The following is a 25616-nucleotide window of genomic DNA, read 5'->3' as shown; positions in this document are numbered from 1 at the left end:
AGACGCATGACCGTCACAGTGGGTATCAATGGATTTGGCCGTATCGGCCGCTGCACCCTGGCACAGATCGCCGCATCGGGTCGCAACGACATCAACGTGGTCAAAGTCAACGCAACCGGCCCGCTGGAAACCGCGGCACACCTGCTGAAATACGACAGCATCCATGGCCGGTTCCCGAACCAGATCACGCTGGGCGATAAAACCATGGATGTGGGCCGTGGCCCGATGCAGATGATGTCCACCTATGACATGGGCGCGCTGGACTGGACCGGTTGCGATGTCGTGCTGGAATGCACCGGCAACTTCAACGACGGCGAGAAAGCCAAACGCCACATCGAACAGGGTGCCCGCAAGGTTCTGATCTCGGCCCCCGCGAAGAACGTGCAGAAAACCATCGTTCTGGGCGTGAACGACAAAGAGCTTCAGGCCCATCACAATATGGTCTCGAACGGGTCGTGCACGACGAACGGGCTGGCTCCGCTGGCCAAGGTGCTGCACGAGGCTCTGGGGATCGAGCGTGGGATCATGACCACGATCCATTCCTATACTGGCGACCAGCCAACGCTGGACCGCCGCCACAGCGACCTTTACCGCGCCCGCGCCGCCGCCATGGCGATCATCCCAACCTCGACCGGTGCCGCCAAAGCCTTGGGCGAGGTTATGCCGGAACTCGCAGGCAAGCTGGACGGAACCGCCATGCGCGTGCCCACCCCGAACGTATCCGCCATTGATCTGACGTTCGAAGCCGGGCGCGATACCTCGGTCGAAGAAGTGAACGAGATTGTGCGCGCCGCCGCAGAAGGTACCATGTCGCGGGTGCTGGGCTATGACCCCGAACCCAAGGTCTCGATCGACTTCAACCACACCGAACAAAGCTCGATCTTCGCACCGGACCAAACCAAGGTCGTGGGCGGACGCACCGTGCGCGTGATGGGCTGGTATGACAACGAATGGGGCTTCTCGACCCGCATGGCCGATGTCGCGGTGAAAATGGGCTCATTCTAGTCACCTCATCATATGAAATTCGGAACCCCGCCCAGTCATGAGGCGGGGTTTTCTTTTGCCCTTGCCCCTACCCCGATGCCATTGCAACAATGTGCCCAAACAGGCAGGAGCAAACTTTGACAAACCAGATCGCACTGACCCTTGGTATTTTGATCGTGGGTTTGATCGGTGCTGATCTTCTGCTTGCAGACGGTCGCACCCTGTTGTTTCTATCCAGAAAATTCCTCGAATTTACCGAATGGATCGCCTTCTGGCGCTGATCACCATCCGCGCGGCAAGTGATCTTCTCTTGACCTTTTGGCTGAAATGTTGATGTTAGCGCTCACATATTCAGGTCAGCTGCGCCGGACCGTCGGCGCGCCCGCCGCATGCAAGGATGAAGAACATGACAGTCAAAGTGGCCATCAACGGATTTGGACGGATCGGACGACTGGTGCTGCGCGCCCTGCATGAAACTGGTCGCGATGACATCGACGTCGTGGCAATCAACGACCTTGGCCCGGTCGAAATGAACGCCCACCTGCTTCAGTTCGACAGTGTGCATGGCCGCTTCCCGAACGAGGTGACATTCACCGACGACACCATCGACGCCGGGCGCGGCCCAATCCGTGTCACCGCAATCCGCAATCCCGCCGAGCTGCCCTGGGGCGACGTGGACATCGTGCTGGAGTGCACGGGTATCTTCACCGGCGATAAAGCCAAGGTCCACCTTGAAAACGGTGCCAGCCGCGTTCTGGTTTCAGCCCCGTCCAAGGGTGCGGACAAAACCATCGCTTTTGGGGTGAACCACGACACGCTGACCTCGGCAGATGTGCATGTGTCCAATGCCTCGTGCACGACCAACTGCCTGTCACCGGTTGCCAAAGTTCTGCAAGACGCCATCGGCATCAACAAGGGCTTCATGACGACCATCCACAGCTATACCGGCGACCAGCCAACACTGGATACAATGCACAAGGATTTCTATCGCGCCCGTGCAGCCGCCCTTAGCATGATCCCCACCACCACCGGGGCCGCCCGCGCCGTGGGGCTTGTCCTGCCCGAACTGGCGGGCAAACTGGACGGCGTCGCAATCCGCGTACCCACCCCCAACGTCTCCTGCGTGGACCTGACGTTCGAGGCAGCGCGCGAGACAACAGTGGACGAGGTCAATGCGGCCATCATCGCCGCAGCCAATGGCCCGCTGAAGGGGGTGCTCGGCGTGGTCGACCGCCCGCTGGTCTCAAGCGACTTCAACCATGACCCCCACTCTTCAAGTTTCGCACTGGACCAAACCAAGGTACTCGGTGGCAACATGGTGCGCGTGCTTACCTGGTATGACAACGAATGGGGCTTCAGCTGTCGCATGTTGGATACAGCGGCCGAGATGGCCAAGCATCTGTGAGGCGCTGCGCGCAACTGCTAAGAAGCCGGGACATCGCTCCCGGCTTTTTTTTTGCGCAGGCGCCATTGGTTGCGCGGGACAAAGCGCGCTTTCGCTGCGGCGCGCGCTAAGATCCGGTGTTGTTTGGCCCCGGTGTTTCTCGCTACATATTACCCATGCAGCATGCCGAGGTTCCATTCTTCCCTCCCACCGCATCCCGCACACATGAGGTTTGTGGGGCGGGCGCATATGTGTTTGCCTTCGCGCTTGCGGCGCGATTGGCTGGCTATACGATGTGGGTTCGCGAGAATTGGGATAGCACTCAGATCAACCCAACAGGTTTTGTAGATTTCGTGGAGCCCTCGGTACTAACGGTCTGTAACACAGGGAAACACACAGAAACGCTTGCGGTTGCCGAAGAGGCCCTGCGATCTGGCGCTGTGTCTCTGGTTGTCATGTCTCTTAACCAGCCCTTGGGCCTGACAGAAGGACGGCGGCTGCAATTGGCGGCGCGGGATGGAATGTCCACGGGATTGGCCATTATTCCCGAAGGAATGGGCAGCAATGCGGCGGAAACGCGGTGGCGCTGTACCCCTGTGTTCGACCCCAAAGACTCGACTTTACAGAAGTGGGAGCTTATTAAGAACAAATCAGGAACATTAGGTGTCTGGCATGTTCGATGGGATACAGCGTCGCGTCGTATCACTATGGTTTCCCCGGCTCGCAAGTGACCGGGCTTTGCGCCTGCACCCGGTTGAAGGGCCCTTTGCCCTGACGCTGAAACAGCAAAATGCCAACCGGATTTATTGTCTGAATGCTGCCGCCGCGCAACAAGGTTTGCATCAGGGTATGCCTTATGCTGATGCTCGTGCCTTTTGTCCAAGCCTGCAAAGCCGAATGGCGCAACCCGAGCAGGATCGGCGCTTCTTGCATACGCTACGTCGCTGGGCGACACGTTACTGCCCATGGGTTGGGCTTGAGGGCGAGGATGGTCTGGTGATGGATATCACCGGGTCAGCGCATCTGTTTGGTGGCGAAGAGGCCATGCTGGCAGACATGCGCATGGGTCTGATGCGTGCCGGGTTATCGGCACAAATCGGTCTTGCGGATACGCGTGGGGCGGCTTGGGCTTTGGCGCATTATGGCGAGGGGGTTGCCCCGGGTGGTGATGCACTCCCTGCCCTAAAGTCTTTGCCTGTTGCGGCATTGCGAATTGACGATCGCATGTCGATCACGTTGCGACGGTTAGGGCTGCACACAATTGGCGATCTGGCACAAACTGCGCGCGCACCGCTGACCCGCCGGTTTGGCCCCGGTCTTTTGCTGCGATTGGATCAGGCTTTGGGCACGCAGCCCGAAGAGATTTCCCCCTATGCCGACCCACCACATTATGCGGTGCGGATGACACTGCCAGAACCGATCGGCCTGCTGTCGGATGTGATGGCAGGGGCCGAGCGGCTTCTTGTCCAGCTCTGTGCGAAATTGAGAACGCAGGAAGTGGGCGCACGGAACCTGTGCATCACCCTGCGCCGGGTGGATCAGGGGTGCCAACGGGTTGAGCTGCAGCTGGCCCGCCCTCTGCGCGACCCACAGCGCATTTTGCCGCTCTTCGAACGGGGGCTGAGCGAGGTTGATGCAGGGTTCGGTATTGATCAGTTGCGGTTAGAGGCAACATGGGTGGAAACCCTGCCGGCGCAACAGATCAGCCATGTCTCGGGTGGCGGAAAAGACAAGCTGGATGACCTGATCTCGCGTCTTGGCACACGGATCGGGCTGGAGAACATCCAACGGTTCCTACCCGCTGACAGCCATATCCCGGAACGTAGTTTTATCGTGGCACCTGCGGCCTATTCAGACCCGGCGAGTGGTTGGGTCAGCGCGCAGCCGCGCCCGATCTGCCTGTTCCCACCAGAGCCGATTGCGGGGGCAGATGCGCGCCCACCCACACGATTTCGTTGGCGGCGCATGGCCTTGACCTGCGCTCGCACCATCGGGCCTGAACGCATTGCCCCCGAATGGTGGCTGGAAGACGAAAACTGGCGATCTGGTTTGCGCGATTATTGGCGGGTGGAAACGCGTGAGGGGCGGCGGCTCTGGCTGTTTTATACACCGCAAAATCCCGGTTGGTTTGTGCAGGGGGAATTCGCATGATCGAGGTTAATCGCACCCATCGCCCGGTCGAAGCCCTTCGTCGGGATATGCTGGACAGCCGAATGCAGGGGCAGGATTATGCCGAGCTTTGCATCACCACGAACTTCACCTTTCTGACGGGGGCCTCCCACCCCGAAGAATTGGTGGTGCGCGCCGCAGAGCTGGGCCTGTCCGCCATGGCGATTACAGATCGCAATTCGCTTGCGGGGGTGGTGCGGGCCTGGTCTGCCTTGAAGGAATTGCAGCACGAAATGCAGGAAACCGTGCAGATACGCTCGCAGCAACGTATCGATTCTTCATCTCGGCAAGAGGTTGGCCGCAACGCTCCGATTGCCAAGCCAAGCAACATGTCGCTTCCAAAGCTCATTGTCGGGTGTCGGTTGGTACTGCAGGACAGCCCAGTCGACTGGATCGCCCTGCCGCGCGACCGGGCCGCCTATAAACGCCTGACGCGCCTTCTGACCCTGGGCAAGCGCCGGGCGGAAAAGGGCGAGTGTATTCTTTACACCAAAGATATGATGGCTGCCTGCAAAGGCATGATCCTGATCGCCCTGCCGCAGGTGTGTTTAAGCAAGGCCATACCCGACATTCGAAGACTACGGCAGAATTTCCCCAACCATGTCTTTCTGGGCGCCGCTCCGTGTTACGACGGAAGCGACGAAGCCTATCTGAATACATGTGCACAGGCGGCGAAAAAAACCTCGGCCCCGATGGTCGCCGTTGGAGATGTACTGATGCACCGGGCCAACCGCAGGCAGCTTGCAGATGTGCTGACCTGTATGCGCGAACATATCACCATTGATCAGATCGGCACCCGTGCGCTGCCCAATGGGGAACGCCGCCTGAAGGCCGGGGCCGACATGACGCGCCTCTTTCGAAATCACCCGGCTGCGCTGCGGCGGACATTGGAGATTGCCGACAAGTGCAGTTTTGATCTGAGCGAACTGTCCTATGAATACCCGCATGAGGAAACGGAAGGGGAAACCCCGCAGGCCCGGCTGGAACGTCTTGCACAAGAGGGCCTGAAACGCCGCTATCCCGATGGGCCGCCCGACAGGGCGCTTGAGCTAATGCAAAAAGAACTGGCCGTGGTGAAGGAGCTGAACTTCCCCGCCTATTTCCTGACCGTGCATGACATTGTGCAATTCGCGAAATCGAAGGGCATTTTATGTCAGGGACGCGGATCTGCCGCCAATTCGATCCTCTGTTATCTCTTGGGTATCACCGATGTCAGCCCCGATATGATCGCAATGGTCTTTGAGCGCTTTATCTCAAAGCATCGGGGTGAGCCGCCGGATATCGACGTGGATTTCGAACACGAACGGCGCGAAGAGGTGATCCAGTGGATTTATGAGAAATACGGCCGTCACCGCGCCGGGCTCTGTGCCACGGTAATCCACTTTCGCACACGTGCCGCCATCCGCGAAGTGGGCAAGGCCATGGGGCTTAGTCAGGATGTGACCGCCGGACTGTCCAGCCAGATATGGGGCATGACCAATGGGGGCGTGGATCTGGACCGCATCCGCGAGCTTGGCCTTGACCCGAATGACCGCCGCCTGATGCAGACCATCCGTTTGATTGGTGAAATCATCGGCTTTCCGCGCCACCTCTCGCAGCATGTGGGCGGTTTTGTCATTACCCGTGGACGGCTTGATGAGCTTGCCCCTATCGAGAACGCCGCGATGGAAGATCGCACCGTGATCTGTTGGGACAAGGACGACATCGACGCCTTGGGAATCCTCAAGGTGGATGTATTGGGGCTGGGGATGCTCAGTTGCATCCGCAAAGCCTTTGAGCTGATGGACCATCACGAGGGGCTGGCGCACACCATCGCCTCGATCCCGCAGGGCGACACCCCGACCTATGACATGCTGTGTCGCGCCGATGCGATTGGGGTGTTTCAGGTGGAAAGCCGTGCACAGATGAATTTCCTGCCCCGCATGCGTCCGCGCAAATTCTATGATCTGGTAATCGAGGTCGCCATCGTGCGCCCCGGCCCCATTCAGGGCGGCATGGTGCAGCCCTATATCAAGCGCAGGCAAGGGCTGGAAAAACCCGAACCCTTCGGCCCCGCCCTGGAAGAGGTCACCGCGCGCACACTAGGCGTACCTCTCTTTCAAGAGCAGGCCCTGCGAATTGCGGTTGTGGGTGCCGGCTTTACCGCGGAAGAGGCTGACCACCTGCGCCGTTCCCTTGCCTCTTTCCGGCGCATGGGAACCATTGGCAAATATCGGGACAAGTTCATCGCTGGCATGTTGAAGAACGGATATCCCCCCGAGGTGGCCGAGCGTTGTTTCGGCCAGATCGAAGGCTTTGCCGATTACGGCTTCCCCGAAAGCCATGCCGCCGCCTTTGCCATGTTGGCCTATGTGTCGGCCTGGCTGAAATGCCACCACCCAGCGATTTTTGCCTGCGCCTTGCTGAATTCCCAACCTATGGGGTTTTATGCTCCGGCCCAGATCGTGCGAGATGTGCGTGAGCACGGGGTCGAGACACGGCCCATATGCGTCAACCATTCCGAATGGGACAACACGCTGGAACGCCGCTCTGATGGTGCTTTGGCGCTGAGACTCGGCTTTCGCCAAATCAAAGGTTTCAAAGAAGAAGATGCCGACTGGATAATAGCAGCCCGAGGCAATGGCTACCCTGACCCAGAGGCGCTGTGGCTTCGTGCGGGCCTGCGCCCGGATGTGTTGACGCGGCTGGCCGAGGCTGACGCGTTCTCTGATATGGGACTCACGCGCCGCGACGCGCTGTGGCGGATCAAGGCCATCCAGAGCCCCAAACCCTTGCCCCTGTTCAATGATCCGATTGACGGGGAGAACATCCACGAACCACAGGTCGCCCTGCCAATCATGCAATTGGGCGAAGAGGTGGTGGAAGATTACGTTTCCACTCGCCTGACCCTGCGTGCCCATCCGATGGAACTTCTGCGCCCTGCGCTTCCCGGCCTCGTCACACATGCGTCTTTGCAAGATGTTGCTCTGGGGCGCTGTACCGTCTGCGGCCTCGTCATCACCCGGCAGCGCCCCGGAACGGCATCCGGCGTGATTTTCCTGACGCTTGAGGATGAAACCGGCGTCAGCAATATTGTGGTCTGGCGGACTGTCTATGAACGTTTTCGGCGTATCGTGATGGGGGCGCGGCTCTTGCGTGTTACAGGCTATCTGCAACGCGAAGGCATCGTTGTACACCTAATTGCGCAGGATATTCGGGATATGTCGCATATGCTCTTCGAACTGGGCCACCCAGAGCCAGAAGCCCTGACCACCGAAGGCCCCCGCGCCGATGATACCCCCAAGCAATCGCGCTATCCCTCCCGCGCCATGCACCCCCGCGACCAAGCAAAACGCCTCTTTCCAAGCCGCGATTTCCATTGAAGCTATCATCTAACAAGAATGCGGCATCCGTCGATACGGACGCTAAGCAGATTTCAAACATCAGGATATATCCGCCCGGCTCGCACTGTTATGCGTCCACACCACGGCCTATCCGATCTTGGCCAGCAACTGATCCTTCACACTTGGGTTCACGAATTTCGACACATCCCCCCCAAGTCGCGCAATTTCTTTCACCAGCTTCGAAGCAATGGCCTGATACTTCGCCTCGGCCATCAGGAACACGGTTTCCACGCTGTCATCCATCGCGCGGTTCATACCAACCATTTGATATTCATACTCAAAATCAGTCACGGCCCGCAGGCCGCGAATGATGATCTGCGCGCCAACATCATGGGCACAATCAATCAACAGATTCTCAAACGGATGAGCAACAATCTCTGTGCCGGTTTCCTCGGTCAGCCTGGCGCATTCCGCCTCGACCATCGCGACCCGCTCTGCCAGCGAGAACATCGGGTTTTTCCCCGTGTTGATCGCAATCCCGATCACCAGCCGGTCCACCAAAGCACACCCGCGACGGATGATGTCGGTATGGCCCAAGGTAATGGGATCGAAGGTTCCGGGATACAGTCCGACACGCATGTTCTGGCCTTTCTTCAATGCGGGCACGCAATTTTACCGCGCCCTGCATTGCAAGTTCTGATACGCAATGCACAGGGCATTGTCTGCTGGTCCAAACGATCCGGTTAGTAACCCATGATCATGTTTTTCAAGGCGTCAGCTTGTTGTGACAGCTCATCCAGCCGTGCCTTGACAACGTCGCCGATCGACACCAATCCGATCATTTCTTCGCCATCCAATACCGGCATGTGACGAAAACGACCCTCGGTCATGGTCTGCAGAACCTGAATGGCGCGATCCCCCGGCGCGCAGGTCACCAGCTTGGACGTCATCAAATCGTCAACCGGCTGGTCCAGACATCCAACACCCACCTTACCCAATGCCGACACGATATCGCGTTCTGATAGGATGCCAGCCGGGCGCACACCGTCTTCCGATACAATCACCGCACCGATTTTCTTCTCGGACAGAAGGTTCGCCGCATCCGCTACTTTGCTACCCGGCTTGACCGTCGCAACACCCGCCAGCGTTTTATTTTTCAGTATCTGGTGAATGAGCATGTGGCCCTCCATTCTAGTGAAATTCTTGTATTTTTCTGTCTTTAGCGTCACCCCAAGCGCAACAATATGTCAAGGGGTGTTTGCAATTGCAGCAAAGGAAATAGCACCTAAACCATTGCTTCCAGCCGCGCCACTTCGTCACGGATGCCACGCGCCAACTCTTCGGCCACGCGCGTGAACCGCTCAACCCGCGCATCGCCTTCGTGCCGGATCAGATAAAACGATCTGGTGACCGAGATCTCATCGGTCAGCACGCGTTCCAGATTTTGCGCAAAAGGCAGAATGAAATCATGGGTGATGCCGATCCCCCCACCCTGCCGCACCATACCCAGTTGCACCGAAACCAGATTCGACGCCAGCGCCACCTTTTCGATCCCCATCCCGGTCAGGAAATCGAGCTCCGGATAGAAGATCATGTCCTGAATATATCCCACGACAGGATGGGCCCGCAGATCCTCCAGACAGGTCAATGGCGGTGCATCGGCCAGGTATTCCCGTGCGGCCGCGAGATGCAGGTGGTAATCTGTGATTTTCTGCACCGTGATGCGCCCGGTCTGCGGCGGGGACACCGTGATCGCCATGTCAGCCTCACGCTTCGACAGGTTGATCACACGCGGCAGCGCCACAATCTGCAATTCCAGTTCGGGGTGCTCTTTCTGGATCGCTGTGCACACTTGCGGCAGAATATAGCTGGCGCAGCCATCGGTCGCACCAATACGCACCTGCCCCGACAATTGCCCGGATTGCCCGGCCAACTCGTCCGCCCCCGACAACACCGCCTGCTCGGCCCGTTCCGCATGGGACAGCAAGCGCGCGCCCGCTTCGGTCAGTGCGTATCCCTGCGGTGACTTAGTGAACAATGGCTGTCCCAGATCCCCCTCCAGCTTCGCCACCCGCCGCCCAACGGTCGCGGCGTCGCGCCGCAGTACCTTACCCGCGCGCGACAGACTTTCTGCCCGCGCAACCGCCAAGAAAACCCTCAAATCATCCCAATCCATTCACAACCTCGCCTGTTCTTCTCATCGCTCGCGTTTCTTCTGGCCCAAAAATATCCCCGCCGGAGGCATCCCCAACCGCGCATCCACGCCCAGCTTTGCATTTTTGCAAAACCTTTTTGGAAAACTGCCTCTTTTCCCAGCATAATTGCAAGGCTATCTTCCTGCCGAACAGATGGGAGACTGACCATGAAGACACTTGGACACTGGATCAACGGCCAATTGGTCGATGGAAGCTCGGGCCGCACAGCAGACATTTACAATCCCGCCACCGGCGAGGTTCAGGCCAAGGTCGCGTTGGCCTCACAGGCCGAACTGGATGACGCCGTCGCCAAAGCCGCCGAGGCTCAGAAAGCCTGGGGGGCCACCAACCCGCAGAAACGCGGCCGCGTGATGATGGCTCTGGTTGGCCTTCTGAACCGTGACATGGACAAGCTGGCCGAAGCCCTGTCGCGCGAGCATGGTAAAACCATCCCTGACGCGAAGGGCGACGTTCAACGTGGTCTGGAAGTGATCGAATACTGCATCGGTGCGGCCCAGATGATGAAGGGCGAGTTCACCGACAGCGCCGGCCCCGGCATCGACATGTATTCCATGCGTCAGCCTTTGGGCGTTGTGGCCTCGATCACCCCGTTCAACTTCCCCGCCATGATCCCGCTCTGGGGCATGGGTCCGGCTCTGGCCGCGGGCAACGCGATGATCCTGAAACCGTCCGAGCGTGACCCCTCGGTTCCACTGATGCTGGCTGAGCTGTGCAAAGAAGCTGGCCTGCCCGACGGCGTGTTGCAGGTGGTGAACGGCGACAAGGATGCGGTGGACGCAATCTTGGACAACGAAACCGTTCAGGCTGTGGCCTTCGTCGGCTCGACCCCGATTGCCCATTACATCTACTCGCGCGCCACCGCCAACGGCAAACGCGCGCAGTGTTTCGGTGGCGCCAAGAACCACATGATCGTGATGCCCGACGCGGATATGGAGCAAGCTGCCGACGCTCTGGTCGGCGCAGGCTTCGGTGCCGCAGGCGAACGCTGCATGGCGATCTCGGTCGCTGTGCCTGTGGGCAACGAAACCGCAGATAGGCTGCGTGACGCTCTGGTCCCGCGCATCGAGAAGCTGAAAGTTGCCCCCTACACTGCTGGCGACGACGTGGACTATGGCCCCGTCGTGACCGCTGCTGCCAAGGAAAACATCCTGCGCCTGATCAATTCGGGTGTCGAGCAGGGTGCGGACCTTGTCGTGGACAACCGCAACTTCAGCCTGCAAGGCTATGAAGACGGCTTCTTCGTCGGCCCGCACCTGTTTGACAATGTCACCACCGACATGGACATCTACAAGACCGAGATTTTCGGCCCTGTCCTGTCGATGGTCCGCGCACAGAGCTATGAAGAGGCGATCGGTCACGCGATGAACCACGAATATGGCAATGGTACCGCGATCTTCACCCGCGATGGTGACACCGCCCGTGACTTCGCCAACCGGATCAACATCGGCATGGTCGGCATCAATGTCCCGATCCCGGTTCCGCTGGCCTATCACACCTTTGGCGGTTGGAAAAAATCCGGGTTTGGTGATCTGAACCAGCACGGCCCGGACGCGTTCAAGTTCTACACACGCACGAAGACCGTGACATCACGCTGGCCGTCAGGCATCCGCGAAGGTGGAGAGTTCAACTTCAAAGCGATGGACTAACCGATCGCTGCCAATCACAACGACAAAGCCCCGGTTCACCGACCGGGGCTTTTCAGCTCAACTCCCGTCCCTCTCCCAACGAATTGACGAATTCGTCCACCTCTTCCGCCGCAAAGCCCAGAAATTCCAGCGCATCCGCGTCGTCACGAAATACATCAATCTCGGTTGGAAGATGATCTTGCGCAGATTGTTCGAATATCCGCGCCAAAACAAAGACTTCAGGTCGCGGAGCCAGCAGCGCGAGCTTACTTGCCGATGGGAATTCACAAGACAGTTTCCGCTGCATTTGCACGTATTCCGCAGATCCATCAATCGGACGGTCAACAGAGTGCAACTGGCGCAGATCAACAAGCACCCTACGCCCCAAAGGCGCGTCAATTGCGATGAGCCATTCAGCGATCCGAGCCGTTAAACTGGCGAAATGAATATGTGCTGAACAGCGGACATGTAAAAACTTTTGTGCGTCAAAATAGGTGGCAGCGTACATTATTCAACCCCAGCGCGATTGCGCCAGATTAAACAAACCCACATCCTTACCTTAGGTCAACCATCTATTCACGGCTTTCCGCGTGGAACGCCAACCAAGGGGTCTTGGTTGCGTCGGATGCTTGTCGCGTGACCACAATGATGCAAAGCTGGTTCTGATAACACCGAAAGGACAGCTGATGGCCCTTAAGGAACCACCTTTTTCGATTGGTGTCGAAGAAGAATATCTGCTGGTGGATCGCGAAAGCTACGCCCTCGCGCGGGCGCCTGACCGTTTGATGAATGACTGCAAAGCCGAGCTTGAAGGTCAGGTCAGCCCAGAGTTCCTGCAATGCCAGATCGAAATTGGCACCCGTGTCTGCGCAAACGTGTCTGAAGCGCGCGAAGATCTGAAACGTCTGCGATCAACCGTTGCCAAACACGCGAAAACCTATGGGCTGGCTCCGATTGCGGCGTCGTGCCATCCGTTTGCAGATTGGAAAGACCAACACCATGTCGACAAGGACCGATACAACGATCTGAAACGAGACTTGGCCGGGGTCGTGCGCCGGATGTTGATCTGCGGAATGCATGTACATATCGGCATTCCTGACCCCGACACACGGATCGATCTTGTCAATCAGCTCAGCTATTTTCTGCCCCACCTTCTTGCCTTGTCTGGCAGTTCGCCCTTCTGGCAAGGTGACGATACTGGGCTTGCCTCCTATCGTCTGACGGTTTTCGACAATCTGCCGCGCACGGGTCTGCCACCGCAATTGTCGGGATGGTCCGAATTTGAACGCTCGGTGCAGGCGCTGGTTGATATCGGTGTCATCGAAGACAGTTCGAAAATCTGGTGGGATCTGCGCCCGTCATCACGTTTTCCGACCATTGAAAGCCGCATCTGCGATGTGCAACCGCGCCTGGAACACACCGTCAGCCTTGCCGCGCTGACCCAATGTCTGGCGCGCATGCTGTGGAGGTTGAAAGCCAAAAACCAACGCTGGCGGCTTTACGACAATTTTCTGGTGGCCGAGAACCGCTGGCGGGCACAACGATACGGCATTGGCGGCGGGCTGATTGACTTCGGCGTCGGCGAGATCGTGGACTTCCCGCACCTGCTTGAGGATTTGCTCAAGCTCATCGAACAGGATGCCGAGGCGCTTGGCTGCACGGTCGAAGTGGAAGCGGCACGCAGTATCCTTGAAACAGGCATTTCATCCGACCGGCAACGCACGGTCTTTCACGACAGCCTTCAGGCCGAGAAACCGAAAGACTATGCGCTTCAAGATGTTGTGCGGCACTTGATTGACGAATACCATACCGATTTGTGATCGAAGGCTGATCCGGGGACGAAACGGTAACGTAACGGCAACTTGCGACGCGACGGAACTCTCCACCGCCTTGAAAAACTCCTGTAAGAATTGCGCCATATCGTGACGCAGCAATACGTGGACGGGAGAGATACATGGATTTCGCGCTTTCCGAGGAACAGACCCTCATCTTCGACATGGCCAAAGGGTTTGGCGAAGAAAACATCGCCCCCAACTCTGAAAAATGGGAGGCCGAGGGCACAATCCCGAAAGAGCTTTGGCCGCAACTGGCCGAGCTGGGCTTCGGAGGTATCTATGTCTCGGAAGAATATGGTGGCTCGGGCCTGTCTCGTTTGGACGCGACATTGGTGTTCGAAGCACTTGCGATGGCGGATCCCGCGGTCGGATCGTTCTTGTCCATCCACAATATGTGCGGCGGTATGATCGACAAATTTGGCAAGGAAGAAGACAAGCAGAAATGGCTTCCCGCGCTCTGCTCAATGGAAAAAGTGTTCTCTTACTGCCTGACGGAACCCGGCTCCGGCTCGGATGCAGCGGCCCTGAAAACCCGCGCCCAAAAGACCAATGACAGCTATGTGCTGACCGGCAACAAAGCGTTCATATCGGGCGGCAATTACTCCGACGTCTATGTCACCATGTGCCGCACTGGCGATGATGGGCCCAAAGGCATCTCGACCGTGGTTGTCGAGGCGGGCACCCCCGGGCTCAGCTTCGGGGCAAGCGAACGCAAAATGGGCTGGAAGGCGCAGCCGACTTCCCAGGTGCAATTCGACGATTGCGCCGTGCCGCATGAAAACCTGCTGGGCGAAGAGGGCAAAGGCTTCACCTATGCCATGGCCGGGCTGGACGGTGGCCGTCTGAACATCTCGGCCGGGGCGCTGGGGGGCGCGCAAAAGGCGCTGGACCTGACCCTGCAATACATGGGTGAACGCAAGGCGTTTGGCAAAACCATCGACCAGTTCCAGGCGCTGCAATTCAGGCTGGCGGAATACGAAACCCGCTTGCAAGCCGCGCGCACGTTCTTGCGCCAGGCCGCATGGAAGCTCGACAACAAAGCGCCCGACGCTTCGAAATTCTGTGCCATGGCGAAACTGATGGTGACCGATGCGGCCTTTGATGTGGCCAATGGCTGTCTGCAACTGCATGGCGGCTATGGCTATCTGGCCGACTACGGGATCGAAAAGATCGTGCGTGACCTACGGGTGCACCAGATTTTGGAAGGCACGAACGAGATCATGCGCCTGATCGTCGCCCGTCAACTGCTGGCCGAACGCGACCGCGGCTAATGTCGGATATCTCGATCCGAAAAGAAGGAAAAGCCGGGCGGATCACCCTGACCCGCCCTGATGCCCTGAATGCCCTGTCCTATGACATGTGCCTTGCGATAGACGCGGCCCTGATCGACTGGGCAGATGACGACGATGTCACGATGATCATCATCGACGCAGAAGGTGACCGCGCCTTCTGCGCCGGCGGGGACATCCGCGAGATATACGAGATCGGCAAGTCCGGCGATCCCACCCGCGCGCAAAACTTCTGGCGTGACGAATACCGGATGAACGCGCGCCTGTTTGAATTTCCCAAGCCGATCGTCAGCTTCATGCAAGGGTTCACAATGGGCGGAGGCGTGGGCGTAGGCTGCCACGCGTCGCACAGGATCATGGCGCGATCATCTCGCATGGCGATGCCGGAATGCGCCATTGGCTTGGTGCCAGACGTGGGTGGATCGCTGATCCTCGCCCACGCACCGGGACGATTGGGCGAATTTATCGGTATGACCGGCGCGCGGATGGCACCGGGCGATGCAATCCACGCGGGGTTTGCGGATTACGTGATCCGGCAGGCGGAATGGCCTGCGCTGAAGGCTGATTTGATCCGAACCGGCGACCCCTGCCACATCAACGAGGCTGCGATCCCGGCGATCCCGGGCAATCTGTCGGCCATGCAACCGATGATCGACGCTCACTTCGGAGGCGGCAGCCTGGGCGAGATCCTGTCTTCGCTGCGCAGCGAAGACAGTGCATTCGCGTCCAACACCCTTGACGTTCTGGGGCGTAACTCCCCCCTTTCGATGGCCTGCACGGTCGAGATGATTCACCGCCTGTCGACCGCCCATGACGTGAGGGCCTCGCTGGAAATGGAATATCGGTTCGTCTATCGCGCGTTGAAACAGTCCGACCTGATGGAAGGCATACGTGCCGCCGTCATCGACAAAGACCGCACCCCGAACTGGAAACACGATCTGGATGACTTGCCCGACGACGCTGTCACACAGATGCTCGCGCCCTTGGGCGACAACACACTGACATTCTAAGGAGACCTGCCATGAAAATCGGATTTATCGGACTGGGTAATATGGGCGGCCCGATGGCCGCAAACCTTGCCAAAGCTGGGCATGATGTCACAGGCTTCGACATGGCTCCCGTCGATATCGAGGGCGTCACAATGGCGGCTTCCGGCGCCGAGGCTGCCAAAGGGCGGGACGTGGTGATCACCATGCTTCCCAATGGCCAGATCCTGCGCGCCGTCGCAAACGAAATCGTCCCGGCCATGGACAAAGGCACGGCCTTCGTCGACTGCTCGACCGTGGATGTCGAAAGCGCCCGCGACGTGGCCAAACAGGCAGCCGATGCCGGATTGCTGCCCGTTGATGCCCCGGTATCTGGCGGGGTTGGCGGCGCATCGGGCGGCACGCTGACCTTCATGGCGGGCGGCTCGGCCCAAGCCTTCGCGAAAGCCAAACCGCTGTTCGACATTATGGGGCAGAAGGCCGTTCATTGCGGCGATAGCGGCGCGGGTCAGGCCGCCAAGATCTGCAACAATATGATCTTGGGTATCACCATGATTGGCACCTGCGAAGCCTTCGCGCTGGCTGACAAACTGGGACTGGATCGCCAGAAAATGTTCGACGTCGTGTCCACCTCGTCCGGTTACAGCTGGTCCATGAACGCCTATTGCCCTGCCCCCGGTGTGGGTCCACAATCACCTGCCGACAATGACTACAAGCCCGGCTTCGCCGCCGAACTGATGCTGAAAGACCTGCGCCTGAGTCAGCAAGCGGCCGAAACAGCCGATGCTGACACACCGCTTGGGCAGGCCGCCACCGCACTCTATGAGCAATTCGTCGAGGTTGAAGATGGCCGCGGCATGGATTTCTCGGCCATGTTGCCGCGCTTCGAAAAACGCTCGCGCGACTGAGATATGAGATCAGGGGCGCTGCCCCTACGGCGCGCCCCTTGCGGGGCCCGCCTCCCCCGGGATATTTGGAACAAGAAAAAGAACGTCTGCGCTTTTCTTGTTCCAAATATCCCCGCCGGAGGCACAAAATCCGATGAGTTGGACCGACGATAGTGATGAGTTTGCCGCCCTCGATGCGCCGGCACGTGCGCTTCTGGACACCCTTGATCCTGTCGAAGTGCCGAAGGGTGCGGTCCTGTTCCGCCCCGGCGAGGCCGTCAAGGGTTACGTGGTCATGCTGTCCGGACAGGTGGATGTGAACCTGATTGGTCCGAATGCCCGCGACATTCTGTTATATCGCGTCGCACCCGGACAAAGCTGCATTCAATCCACCTTGGGTCTTCTGGGTGGTGACGCTTACACGGCCGAAGCCATGGCCGAGACCCCGGCCCGGTTGGTGCTTATACCAAGCGATGTTTTCTTTGCGCTGCTCGACAGCTCTCCCGGATTTCGGCGTATGGTGTTCTCGGCCTTCGCCGAACGAATGCAATCCATGATGCAACTGATTGAAAACGTGTCCTTCATGTCGGTGAGTGCAAGACTGGCAGCTTTGCTTCTGGATCGCGCGGGGCCGGACGGTTGCCTGCTTATGACGCAAGCAGAGATGGCCACCGCCATCGGCACGGCGCGCGAGGTCGTATCGCGTCGGCTGGACAAGCTGGCACAGGCGGGCAGCGTCACCCATGAACGCGGTACCGTGACCATTCTTGACCGCAAGGCCCTGGCCGAGGTTCTGCGCGGCGCGGCATTTTGACCGTTTCCAATGTGACCACGTCACATGCCTTTTCCCCTGCCCCCTTCTAATATGAGGCGAATGGAGAAAGGAGCTGACCATGTTCAAGACAAACACAGGTAACATTGACCGCATCATCCGGGTCATTGTCGGCCTTGCCCTTCTGGGCTGGTACTTCTTCGCTGGAGGGCCGATCTGGGCCCTGATCGGCATCGTGCCGCTGGCCACGGGTGCGCTGGGATTTTGTGCGCTGTATTCCCTTCTTGGGATCAACACTTGCAAACTCAGGAACTAAAGCATTTCGCAACCTTTGGCTGCTAATCCAATGGTGTAGCGAGTGAAACTGTAAACGCCGGGCGTCATCCGCCCGGCGTTGTGTTTTTTGGGACAGGCCGCAGTTGCAGCCCGCCTGTTCCTATTTGGTGATGATCTCTGGTCCCATCAGCGTTGTCGGCAACCATGTCGACAGGAAGGGGATGTATGTGACCATGATCAGGAAGACGAACAGCACGGCCAGAAAGGGCAACGCCGCCTTCACCACCTTCATCATTGGCATTCCGGCCACGCCAGAGGTGACAAACAGGTTCAGCCCGACCGGAGGCGTGATCATCCCGATCTCCATATTCACCACCATGATGATCCCAAGGTGAATGGGGTCAACGCCCAGTTCGATGGCAATCGGGAACACCAGGGGGGCGACGATCACGATCAGGCCCGAAGGCTCCATGAACTGCCCGCCGATCAGAAGGATGACGTTCACGACGATCAGGAACATGATCTTGCCGAACCCTGCCGACAGCATCGCACCGGCGATCTGCTGCGGGATCTGCTCGTCCGTCAACACGTGTTTCAGGATCAGCGCGTTGGCAATAATGAACATCAGCGTGATGGTCAGCTTGCCCGCGTCGAACAGGGTCCGGCGCGTGTCGGCGTGGAAGAACGCGGTGATCAGGGCCTGCGGCTTCTGAAACAGGTTTTTCTTGCCGTTGCCCTTGTCGGCCAGCGGACCCATGTCACGATAGATGAAGGTGGCTACAAGGAACGCATACACGGATGCAACCGCGGCGGCTTCGGTGGGCGTGAACAGTGCCCCGGTGATGCCGGGGATGCCATAGATCCCGACCATGATGATCACGATCAGCAGCAAGCCCCAAAGCGCGTCCGAGAAGCTGGAGGCGATTTCCTTCCAACCCGCGAAGTCACCCTTTGGCATGTCCTTGATCGTCGCGATCACGTAGATCGCGATCATCAGCATGACACCGGCCATGATGCCCGGAATGACACCGGCCAGGAACATGCGCCCGACCGAAACCTCGACCGTCGAGGCATAGACAACCATGACGATCGAAGGCGGGATCAGGATACCCAGGGTGCCCGCGTTACAGATCACGCCGGCGGCGAAATCCTTGGTGTAGCCGACTTGCCGCATGGCGGCGATCACGATTGTCCCGATGGCCACAACGGTGGCGGGGCTGGACCCGGACAGGGCCGCAAACAGCATACAGGCGAACACACCCGCGATGGCCAGACCACCCCGGAAATGTCCCACACAAGCGATCGAGAAGCGGATGATCCGCGCTGCTACGCCGCCGGTCGACATGAAGCTTGAGGCAAGGATGAAGAACGGGATAGCCAAAAGCGTGTAGTGCCCGGCTTCGGCCTGATAGAAGCTTTGCGCAACCGACGCGAGCGACGTGTCCGAGAACAGCAACAGGAAGATGATCGAGCTCATGCCAAGGGCAATCGCGATCGGCACGCCGATCATCAGGAACCCGATGACCATGGCGAAAAGGAATACGACGTCCATGGCTTATGCCCCCTTCTGATGGTCTTGCAGGCCCTCGATCTCGTCTTCCACCTCGTGGCTGACGATCAGGCTGTCCTGCGCACCACGCCAGATGCGGATGGTCGCCTGGATGAAGCGAAACAGCAGCAGTGCAACACCGACAGGCAGCACGGCATAGGGGATCACGCGGGGCAGTTTGTCATAGGTTTCGCCCTGGTTGATCCAGCCTTCCAGAAAGCGCAGGAACCCCGGCATGGGCACCTGATCGGTGATATACCAGGCCTGGTCGCGGGTCTGTTCGAACCCGGTGGGGAACCAGCGCCCCGAGGTGCGGTCAAGCGCGGCATAGGGCGCCCAATAGTCCCAGGCCCCTTTCAGAAGCAGGAAAGAATAGATGATGCAAATCGCGGCGGCGATCAACGCCAGAACCCGGCGTGGCCGGTCTGACAGCAGGTTCGTCAGGGCATCCACACCGAGATGCGCAGTGACTTTCACACCATAGCTCACGCCCAGAAGAACGAGCCACGCAAACAGGATCAGCGTCACCTCCAGCCCCCAGATAAGCGAGGAATTGAAGACGTAACGCAGGACCACGTTCACAAAGGTGATCATCGTCATCAGGCCAAGGATCACGGCGATCACCGTTTCCTCGAACCCGTTTGAATCGTTAGAATGATGGCTCATGGCTGTCCCTTCCCATGATGCGGGGTGCAACCCTGGCTGTGCAGACATGCCGGGTCGAACTTTGGGGATATGATTGTGGCCGGCGCCTTGCGGGCCGGCCACGGTCTCGCAGCTTAATACATCGCGTTGATGTCTTGGGCCGCGGCGATGTTCTCGGCGCCGACATCGGCTTCGAACTGGGTCCAGACCGGTTTCATCGCGTCAACCCATGCCTGGCGTTGCTCCGGTGTCAGCTCGCGAATCTCGCCCCCGGCATCCAGAACGGCCTGACGGGCTTCGGCGTCGACTTCGCCCACCGCTGCGTTCCGGGTTTCGGTGACTTCGCGCATGATGGTGGCAAGCTGGTCACGCACGTCCGCGTCCAGACCTTCCCACCAGTCGATATTTGTCACGACCAGATAATCCAGCACACCGTGGTTGGTTTCGGTGGTGCCGTCCTGCACTTCGAAGAACTTGCGGCCATAGATGTTCGACCAGGTGTTTTCCTGACCGTCAACAACGCCCTGCTGCAACGCACCATAGACTTCCGAGAAGGCCATCGGCTGCGGGCTTGCCCCCAGCGCCTGCATCTGGGCGACCAGAACGTCAGACGGCTGAACCCGGAACTTGAGGCCTGCGGCATCTTCCGGCGCAATCAGCGGCTTGTTGGCCGAGAATTGCTTCATGCCGTTGTGCCAGAATTCCAGCCCCAGCAACCCGCGACGTGCCATCGATTCCTTCATCGCCTGACCGGTTTCGGAGTTCTGGAACTGGTCGACCGCTTCCATGTTCTTGAACATGAAGGGCAGGTCGAAAATACGGAACTGCTTGGTGAAGGCTTCGAATTTCGACAGCGAGGGCGCAGCGAACTGAACGTCGCCCTGCAACATCGCCTCAAGCACCTGATCGTCGTTGTAGAGGGTCGAGTTCGGATAGACTTCCATGCAAGCCTTGCCGTTCATCTCGTCATTCACACGTTCGGCCAGCAGCGAGGCCGCGATGCCTTTGGGGTGCTTGTCAGCGTTCGTGACGTGGCTGAACTTGATCACAAGCTCGCCTTCGTCGCAGGCAGCAGAAGCGGTGTTCACAGTTGCCGTCAGCGCGATCGCTGACACGGCCATGGTCAGGAATTTCATAAGGTGTCCTCCCAGACAGATATCCTCCGGCGGCCCGGTTGGGCGCCTGCATCTATTGGGACATGGTTCTGCCGCCGCACCAAGAAAAACTATCACGCGGATATGGCGATTGAATATTATTAATATAAATCAGAGATTTGAGAAGGTTGCTTCATGCAAAATGGAACCGATGCCCTTCAAGAGTGAGCGGATCGCCGCACAACGAGATCACAATACTGTGCGAAAATCCGCACAGTTATGATCGGTAGGCTTCGGGCCGAATCCTGTGCCGGGCCAGCTTGTCATAGAAGGTCTTGCGCGGCAGTTGCAGCTCGCGCGCCGCCGCCGATGCGCCACCCTCGTGCCGCCTGAGAGCTTCGATCAACAAGGACCGTTCAACATGGGCCAACTGCTCCGCAAGACCCGGCCTTGCATCAGACGCTCCACCTTCGCCATCCGCCAGTCCCAGCCCCATTGCAAACCGCATAGCAGCGTTCATCAGCGCGCGCGCATTGCCCGGCCAATCCTGCGCCATCAGCTGCGCAATGACGTCATGTTCGATTTCGGGAGGTGTCAGAGCCGCCTGTTCGCTGGCAATCGAGACATAATGCCGGAACAGCACGGGAATATCGTCCTTGCGTTCGCGCAACGCCGGAATACGAATGCGCAGCACATCAAGCTTGTAAAACAGATCCGGATTGAACCGCCCCGCGCCGACCTCGGCCTCAAGATCGCGATAGGTACCCGCCACGACCCGTGTTTTGCTGGCCCGGTCCAAGAGGTCAAGCAACAGGTATTGTGTTGCCCCCTCAAGGGCAGCCACTTCATCAAGGAAAAGCGTGCCCTCCTCGGCGCGCGAAAATGCCGCTTCAAGCGCATCGGCTGTCAACCCGGAAGCGGGCAGTTTGATGAAGGGGCGCGTGGCATCGCCGGACAGCAGGTGCACAACCTCGGCCACTTTTGACGTGCCCGACCCCGGCTCGCCGCAGATCAGCACCTCGGCCTGGGCACGGGCGGCGGCGCGCACCCTGTTGCGCAAATCCTCGGCCAGGGCGCTTTCTCCGAACAGCAACCGGGCCGCGGCATCGCCGGATTCGGCCCGTGCCTTCAACGCGCGGTTCTCAAGCACCAGGGCGCGGGTCCGCAACGCCCGCCCGACAACAGCCAGAAGGGCGGCGGGTTCGCAGGGCTTTTCCAGAAAGTCGAACGCCCCTTCGTTGATGCCGCGCACGGCGGTGGGAATATCGCCTTCGCCGGTCAACAGGATCACCGGAAGCTCGGGATCCACCGACTGCGCCCGTTCAAGCAGGGCAAATCCATCCTTCCCCGGCATCCGTATGTCAGACAGGATCACCCCGTCAAACCCCGGCACGATATGATCCTTCGCTTCGATATAGCTGCCAGCAAGAATTGCCGTCAGCCCATCCAGCTCCAGCGTCTGACCCAGCGCCTCCCGCACCATGGCGTCGTCATCGACCAGAAGAACGGTGTTGGTCATGCCGCCTCCTGCGCGCCGGCGCGATCAAGCTCCACGGTGAAGATCGCCCCGCCTTCCGGATGATTTCGCCCGCGGATCGCACCGCCGAAGCTTTGCACCAGACCATACGAGATCGACAGGCCCAGCCCCATCCCTTCGGTCGGACTGACCTCTTTGGTGGTATAGAACGGATCGAAAATGCGGTCGGGTTCATCAATGCCCGGCCCGGTGTCGCGCACCGACAGCGTGACCCGATCTGTCGACGGTTCCAGTGAAATCTCGATCTTTCTGTGAACGCGCTCTGCCATGGCATCCATCGCGTTAGAGATCAGGTTCATCACCACCTGCTGAAGCCGCACCTCACCACCGCGCACCTTGGGCGCGCTTTCCGGCTGCCGCCAATCCACGTGCACCCGTTCCGATTGGATGCGGGGGTCAAGCATCTCAAGCGCCTGATCGACGACATGCACCAGATCGACATCGGCGATTGGTTCACTTTCCTGCCGGGCGAAGGCGCGCAGATTTTTGATGATCCGGTCCATCCGTCCCGCCTGTTGCGAAATACGGCTTAAATTCTTGTCGGCTTGATCGGCCTGTCCGCGCCTTAGAAATTCGATACCATTATCGGCAAAAGACCGGATGGCCATAAGGGGCTGGTTCAACTCGTGACTGATGCCCGCCGACATTTGGCCAAGGGCCGACAACTTGCCCGCCTGCACCAAATCCGCCTGTGCTTTTTTCAAGGCCGCCTCGGCCTCGCGCCGCTCACGGTTTTCGCGCAACAGGTCCGTGTTGGCCGCCGACAGCGCCTTGGTGCGTTCGGCCACACGGGCCTCTAGCCGTGTGTTTGCTGCCGCCTTCAGACGCAACTGCTTGTTCAGGGCACGCCGCCGTTCGCCAACCGCCAGCAACATGGCCCCGATGCCCAGACAGATCGCCGCGGCAATCCCCGCAAGCAGCGCGGCAGTCCGTTCCGCGGGGGCGGTGTCCAGCAAAATCTCTCCGGTCAGGCCAATCACCGGCAGATCGCGGGTCAGGTGCAGCGCGCGGTCGGGCAAGTAAGGCCCGGCATCAAGCGTCCAGACCTCGTGCCCGGTCCAATCGCTGACCGAGTTTTTCAGAAACCCTTCCCGCGGGCGCTCGGCCCCCGCAAGTTCCAAGCGGTTTGCCGCAAACACGCGGGTGCCGTTCAGGGTGAAGAACAGGGCCGCCGCGGTCGACGGCCAGTTCTCTTCGAAATCCAGAAGGTCGGTGCGTGCAACCACCGTGCCCAGGGGTTTGCCCTGACGGCTGTGCATCGGGGCTGCGAAGGAAAAGATGCGTTGGGCATCGTAGGATGATGAAGGCTGGAACCGCGCCTCGACGCCCAACGCGCCAGTCAGTGCGCGGTGGATCAGCGGCGCGCGCGGATCAACCTGCGCTTCCCCCTCACCCGATGCGGCCAGAACAACGCCGTCCCGGCCGACAAGCGACAGGTGGTGCGCGCCTGTCATACCGGCCATCGCTTGCAACAGGCGATCCGCCTCACCCTCCCCGTCCGCTTCGCCACCAAGACGGTTGCGCAGCACGGGATGTTCCGCCAGCACGACCGCCAGCTCGCGATAGCGAAACAGGTGGCGCGTCAATTGGTCAGACGCCAACGCAAGCTCTGACGCCGCTTGCTCTGCCAGAGGCGACAAGGCAGCACGCCACGCCACCGCCCAGACCCCCGCGCTTATTGCAAGGGTGCCGATGAGAAAGGGAAAGACCCATTTCGTGCGCAGGTATCGAAACATGAGCAAAGAATAGAAAGCCGCGCTTGCAAAGGCCAGCCGCTTTGACGACCATGCGCCCATGTTACGCCTGCCCCAGTCCCCCACCGACCCCGACTTTATCCAGAACCCCTATGCGTTTTATGACCGTGCCCGTGCGGGTGGCGATATCTTCTGGTGGGACGAGTATGACATGCCGATGGCGGTCAGTTTCCGCGCGGTGAATACACTTCTGCGCGACCGCAGGTTCGGGCGTGAACCGGTTGAACCACTCGCGTTTCCCGACCATCTTGCCCCTTTCTATGCGGTTGAAGCCCATTCCATGCTGGAACTGGAAGCCCCCCGCCACACGCGGCTGCGCAAGCTGGTGCTGCGTGCCTTCACCAGCCGGCGGATTGCTGGCCTTGGGCCAGAGATTGATGCGCTGGCCCATCAATTGATTGACGCCTTTCCACCCGGCGAATTTGACCTGCTTCCTGCGTTCGCCACACGCATTCCCATTATTCTGATCTGCCGATTGCTGGGTGTCCCGGAAGGCATGGCGGATGACTTGCTGAAATGGTCAAACGCCATGGTCTCGATGTATCAGGCCCGCCGCACCCGCGCAGTCGAAAACGAGGCGATCGCTGCGACCGAAGCCTTCGTCGCTTACTTGCGAGATTACATCGAGCATCGCCGCAACGATCCACGCGACGACCTGATCACCGAGCTGATCGCCGCTGAATCGGAAGGCGAGAAACTGTCTGGCGACGAACTCATCTCGACCTGTATCCTGCTTTTGAACGCAGGCCACGAAGCGACCGTTCATGCGATGGCGATCGCGGTGAAAACCCTTCTGGAACAGAAGACGCCCGTATCAGCCCTTGCCCCAGACACACGCGATACAACGATCGAGGAAACTCTCCGTTTCGACCCGCCACTGCACATGTTCGCGCGATATGTCTATGAGGATACGGTGCTTTACGGGCACGAATTGAAGCGTGGCGACAAGATCGGTCTGCTGCTGGGCGGGGCAAATCGCGACCCGGATGTGTGGGACGATCCCGATATTTTCGACCCCGCGCGGCCGATCAAACCCAACACATCCTTCGGCGCAGGCGCGCATTTCTGCATCGGCGCGCCGCTGGCGCGTCTGGAACTGTCACGCGCCCTTCCAATCCTGTTTGATCGCTGCCCGGACCTGCACCTTACCGCCCCGCCGCAATATGGCAATGTCTATCATTTCCACGGGCTTGAACGGCTCATGGTGCGATGCTGATCTGGACGTCAGGCCCTTCTTCTGGCTGAAAATATCCCGGGGAAGCGCGAAGCCAAGGGCTTTGCGCGGAGGGGC

Annotated in this window: 23 protein-coding genes; 14 read left to right on the top strand and 9 right to left on the bottom strand. The window is 59.2% G+C overall.

The window, feature by feature from the left end; all coding sequences use genetic code 11:
- Positions 1 to 6: 6 nt before the first annotated feature.
- The 6 genes from gap (J3R80_RS15085) to J3R80_RS15060 all read left to right on the top strand — a co-directional run bounded on the left by gap (J3R80_RS15085) (position 7) and on the right by J3R80_RS15060 (position 7899).
- Positions 7 to 1005: a type I glyceraldehyde-3-phosphate dehydrogenase gene (gap, locus tag J3R80_RS15085; RefSeq protein WP_275394622.1), complete on the top strand. Its 999-nt coding sequence runs from the start codon at positions 7 to 9 to the stop codon at positions 1003 to 1005.
- A 116-nt stretch (positions 1006 to 1121) separates the two neighbouring features.
- Entirely contained in the window at positions 1122 to 1265 is a 144-nt protein-coding gene (locus J3R80_RS15080; RefSeq protein WP_275394621.1) for a hypothetical protein, read from the top strand.
- A 125-nt stretch (positions 1266 to 1390) separates the two neighbouring features.
- Positions 1391 to 2389: a type I glyceraldehyde-3-phosphate dehydrogenase gene (gene gap, locus J3R80_RS15075; RefSeq protein WP_275394620.1), complete on the top strand. Its 999-nt coding sequence runs from the start codon at positions 1391 to 1393 to the stop codon at positions 2387 to 2389.
- 155 nt (positions 2390 to 2544) lie between these two features.
- Complete coding sequence (locus J3R80_RS15070) at positions 2545 to 3099, top strand: hypothetical protein (protein WP_275394619.1); 555 nt, start codon at positions 2545 to 2547, stop codon at positions 3097 to 3099.
- Positions 3041 to 4519 (top strand): DNA polymerase Y family protein, encoded by a 1479-nt coding sequence (locus J3R80_RS15065; protein WP_275394618.1) that lies wholly within the window; start codon positions 3041 to 3043, stop codon positions 4517 to 4519. The genes J3R80_RS15070 and J3R80_RS15065 overlap by 59 nt, the downstream gene beginning before the upstream one ends.
- A complete protein-coding gene (locus J3R80_RS15060; protein ID WP_275394617.1) occupies positions 4516 to 7899 on the top strand; it encodes an error-prone DNA polymerase in 3384 nt (1127 codons plus the stop codon). Before J3R80_RS15065 ends, J3R80_RS15060 begins: the two co-directional genes overlap by 4 nt.
- Before the next feature lie 108 nt (positions 7900 to 8007).
- On the opposite strand, the gene coaD is transcribed toward J3R80_RS15060, so the two are convergent.
- From coaD to J3R80_RS15045, 3 genes are all read right to left on the bottom strand, one after another.
- Complete coding sequence (gene coaD / locus J3R80_RS15055) at positions 8008 to 8499, bottom strand: pantetheine-phosphate adenylyltransferase (RefSeq protein WP_275394616.1); 492 nt, start codon at positions 8497 to 8499, stop codon at positions 8008 to 8010.
- Positions 8500 to 8603: 104 nt separating this feature from the next.
- Positions 8604 to 9038, bottom strand: a complete 435-nt coding sequence (locus J3R80_RS15050; RefSeq protein ID WP_275394615.1) for a CBS domain-containing protein — start codon at positions 9036 to 9038, stop codon at positions 8604 to 8606.
- A 107-nt stretch (positions 9039 to 9145) separates the two neighbouring features.
- Positions 9146 to 10036, bottom strand: a complete 891-nt coding sequence (locus tag J3R80_RS15045; protein WP_275394614.1) for a LysR family transcriptional regulator — start codon at positions 10034 to 10036, stop codon at positions 9146 to 9148.
- A 186-nt stretch (positions 10037 to 10222) separates the two neighbouring features.
- On the opposite strand from J3R80_RS15045, the gene J3R80_RS15040 reads away from it, so the two are divergent.
- Positions 10223 to 11722 carry a CoA-acylating methylmalonate-semialdehyde dehydrogenase gene (locus tag J3R80_RS15040; RefSeq protein ID WP_275394613.1) on the top strand — a complete coding sequence of 500 codons (1500 nt, stop codon included), beginning with the start codon at positions 10223 to 10225 and terminating at the stop codon, positions 11720 to 11722.
- Positions 11723 to 11774: 52 nt separating this feature from the next.
- On the opposite strand, the gene J3R80_RS15035 is transcribed toward J3R80_RS15040, so the two are convergent.
- Positions 11775 to 12209: a hypothetical protein gene (locus tag J3R80_RS15035; RefSeq protein ID WP_275394612.1), complete on the bottom strand. Its 435-nt coding sequence runs from the start codon at positions 12207 to 12209 to the stop codon at positions 11775 to 11777.
- 178 nt (positions 12210 to 12387) lie between these two features.
- On the opposite strand from J3R80_RS15035, the gene J3R80_RS15030 reads away from it, so the two are divergent.
- The 6 genes from J3R80_RS15030 (at position 12388) to J3R80_RS15005 (ending at position 17786) form a co-directional block, all read left to right on the top strand.
- On the top strand, positions 12388 to 13521 hold the full coding sequence (locus J3R80_RS15030; RefSeq protein WP_275394611.1) for a carboxylate-amine ligase: 1134 nt from the start codon (positions 12388 to 12390) through the stop codon (positions 13519 to 13521).
- A gap of 134 nt (positions 13522 to 13655) precedes the next feature.
- A complete protein-coding gene (locus J3R80_RS15025; RefSeq protein ID WP_275394610.1) occupies positions 13656 to 14807 on the top strand; it encodes an acyl-CoA dehydrogenase family protein in 1152 nt (383 codons plus the stop codon).
- A complete protein-coding gene (locus J3R80_RS15020) occupies positions 14807 to 15835 on the top strand; it encodes an enoyl-CoA hydratase/isomerase family protein (protein ID WP_275394609.1) in 1029 nt (342 codons plus the stop codon). The genes J3R80_RS15025 and J3R80_RS15020 overlap by 1 nt, the downstream gene beginning before the upstream one ends.
- An 11-nt stretch (positions 15836 to 15846) precedes the next feature.
- Complete coding sequence (gene mmsB, locus J3R80_RS15015) at positions 15847 to 16719, top strand: 3-hydroxyisobutyrate dehydrogenase (protein WP_275394608.1); 873 nt, start codon at positions 15847 to 15849, stop codon at positions 16717 to 16719.
- 133 nt (positions 16720 to 16852) lie between these two features.
- Complete coding sequence (locus J3R80_RS15010) at positions 16853 to 17512, top strand: Crp/Fnr family transcriptional regulator (protein WP_275394607.1); 660 nt, start codon at positions 16853 to 16855, stop codon at positions 17510 to 17512.
- A gap of 79 nt (positions 17513 to 17591) precedes the next feature.
- Positions 17592 to 17786 carry a DUF2892 domain-containing protein gene (locus tag J3R80_RS15005; RefSeq protein ID WP_275394606.1) on the top strand — a complete coding sequence of 65 codons (195 nt, stop codon included), beginning with the start codon at positions 17592 to 17594 and terminating at the stop codon, positions 17784 to 17786.
- A 120-nt stretch (positions 17787 to 17906) separates the two neighbouring features.
- On the opposite strand, the gene J3R80_RS15000 is transcribed toward J3R80_RS15005, so the two are convergent.
- The 5 genes from J3R80_RS15000 to J3R80_RS14980 form a co-directional block, all read right to left on the bottom strand.
- The gene (locus J3R80_RS15000) at positions 17907 to 19298 is read right to left on the bottom strand and encodes a TRAP transporter large permease (protein ID WP_275394605.1); all 1392 of its coding nucleotides are present in this window, start codon (positions 19296 to 19298) and stop codon (positions 17907 to 17909) included.
- 3 nt (positions 19299 to 19301) lie between these two features.
- A complete protein-coding gene (locus J3R80_RS14995; RefSeq protein ID WP_275394604.1) occupies positions 19302 to 19961 on the bottom strand; it encodes a TRAP transporter small permease in 660 nt (219 codons plus the stop codon).
- Between the two features lie 113 nt (positions 19962 to 20074).
- Complete coding sequence (locus tag J3R80_RS14990) at positions 20075 to 21076, bottom strand: TRAP transporter substrate-binding protein (RefSeq protein WP_275394603.1); 1002 nt, start codon at positions 21074 to 21076, stop codon at positions 20075 to 20077.
- 235 nt (positions 21077 to 21311) lie between these two features.
- Entirely contained in the window at positions 21312 to 22553 is a 1242-nt protein-coding gene (locus J3R80_RS14985; protein ID WP_275394602.1) for a sigma-54 dependent transcriptional regulator, read from the bottom strand.
- The gene (locus tag J3R80_RS14980; protein ID WP_275394601.1) at positions 22550 to 24307 is read right to left on the bottom strand and encodes an ATP-binding protein; all 1758 of its coding nucleotides are present in this window, start codon (positions 24305 to 24307) and stop codon (positions 22550 to 22552) included. Before J3R80_RS14980 ends, J3R80_RS14985 begins: the two co-directional genes overlap by 4 nt.
- A 58-nt stretch (positions 24308 to 24365) precedes the next feature.
- Between J3R80_RS14980 and J3R80_RS14975 the strand changes: the two genes are divergently transcribed.
- Positions 24366 to 25541, top strand: coding sequence for a cytochrome P450 (locus tag J3R80_RS14975; RefSeq protein ID WP_275394600.1), 1176 nt, complete (start codon positions 24366 to 24368; stop codon positions 25539 to 25541).
- Positions 25542 to 25616 lie beyond the last annotated feature (75 nt).

It is taken from the genome of Aliiroseovarius sp. Z3, assembly GCF_029105185.1.
Classification (GTDB): domain Bacteria; phylum Pseudomonadota; class Alphaproteobacteria; order Rhodobacterales; family Rhodobacteraceae; genus Aliiroseovarius.
This window is presented reverse-complemented; position numbering and strand designations above follow the sequence as displayed.

Coding starts and splice junctions, on each gene's coding strand:
- J3R80_RS15025 (WP_275394610.1), top strand. CDS start 13,656: ATGGATTTCGCGCTTTCCGAGGAACAGACCCTCATCTTCGACATGGCC.
- J3R80_RS15070 (WP_275394619.1), top strand. CDS start 2,545: ATGCAGCATGCCGAGGTTCCATTCTTCCCTCCCACCGCATCCCGCACA.
- J3R80_RS15050 (WP_275394615.1), bottom strand. CDS start 9,038: ATGCTCATTCACCAGATACTGAAAAATAAAACGCTGGCGGGTGTTGCG.
- J3R80_RS14975 (WP_275394600.1), top strand. CDS start 24,366: ATGTTACGCCTGCCCCAGTCCCCCACCGACCCCGACTTTATCCAGAAC.
- J3R80_RS15010 (WP_275394607.1), top strand. CDS start 16,853: ATGAGTTGGACCGACGATAGTGATGAGTTTGCCGCCCTCGATGCGCCG.
- J3R80_RS15005 (WP_275394606.1), top strand. CDS start 17,592: ATGTTCAAGACAAACACAGGTAACATTGACCGCATCATCCGGGTCATT.
- J3R80_RS15065 (WP_275394618.1), top strand. CDS start 3,041: ATGTTCGATGGGATACAGCGTCGCGTCGTATCACTATGGTTTCCCCGG.
- mmsB (WP_275394608.1), top strand. CDS start 15,847: ATGAAAATCGGATTTATCGGACTGGGTAATATGGGCGGCCCGATGGCC.
- J3R80_RS15000 (WP_275394605.1), bottom strand. CDS start 19,298: ATGGACGTCGTATTCCTTTTCGCCATGGTCATCGGGTTCCTGATGATC.
- J3R80_RS14990 (WP_275394603.1), bottom strand. CDS start 21,076: ATGAAATTCCTGACCATGGCCGTGTCAGCGATCGCGCTGACGGCAACT.
- J3R80_RS14985 (WP_275394602.1), bottom strand. CDS start 22,553: ATGACCAACACCGTTCTTCTGGTCGATGACGACGCCATGGTGCGGGAG.
- gap (WP_275394620.1), top strand. CDS start 1,391: ATGACAGTCAAAGTGGCCATCAACGGATTTGGACGGATCGGACGACTG.
- gap (WP_275394622.1), top strand. CDS start 7: ATGACCGTCACAGTGGGTATCAATGGATTTGGCCGTATCGGCCGCTGC.
- J3R80_RS15020 (WP_275394609.1), top strand. CDS start 14,807: ATGTCGGATATCTCGATCCGAAAAGAAGGAAAAGCCGGGCGGATCACC.
- J3R80_RS15030 (WP_275394611.1), top strand. CDS start 12,388: ATGGCCCTTAAGGAACCACCTTTTTCGATTGGTGTCGAAGAAGAATAT.
- J3R80_RS15035 (WP_275394612.1), bottom strand. CDS start 12,209: ATGTACGCTGCCACCTATTTTGACGCACAAAAGTTTTTACATGTCCGC.
- J3R80_RS14980 (WP_275394601.1), bottom strand. CDS start 24,307: ATGTTTCGATACCTGCGCACGAAATGGGTCTTTCCCTTTCTCATCGGC.
- J3R80_RS15040 (WP_275394613.1), top strand. CDS start 10,223: ATGAAGACACTTGGACACTGGATCAACGGCCAATTGGTCGATGGAAGC.
- J3R80_RS14995 (WP_275394604.1), bottom strand. CDS start 19,961: ATGAGCCATCATTCTAACGATTCAAACGGGTTCGAGGAAACGGTGATC.
- J3R80_RS15045 (WP_275394614.1), bottom strand. CDS start 10,036: ATGGATTGGGATGATTTGAGGGTTTTCTTGGCGGTTGCGCGGGCAGAA.
- J3R80_RS15060 (WP_275394617.1), top strand. CDS start 4,516: ATGATCGAGGTTAATCGCACCCATCGCCCGGTCGAAGCCCTTCGTCGG.
- coaD (WP_275394616.1), bottom strand. CDS start 8,499: ATGCGTGTCGGACTGTATCCCGGAACCTTCGATCCCATTACCTTGGGC.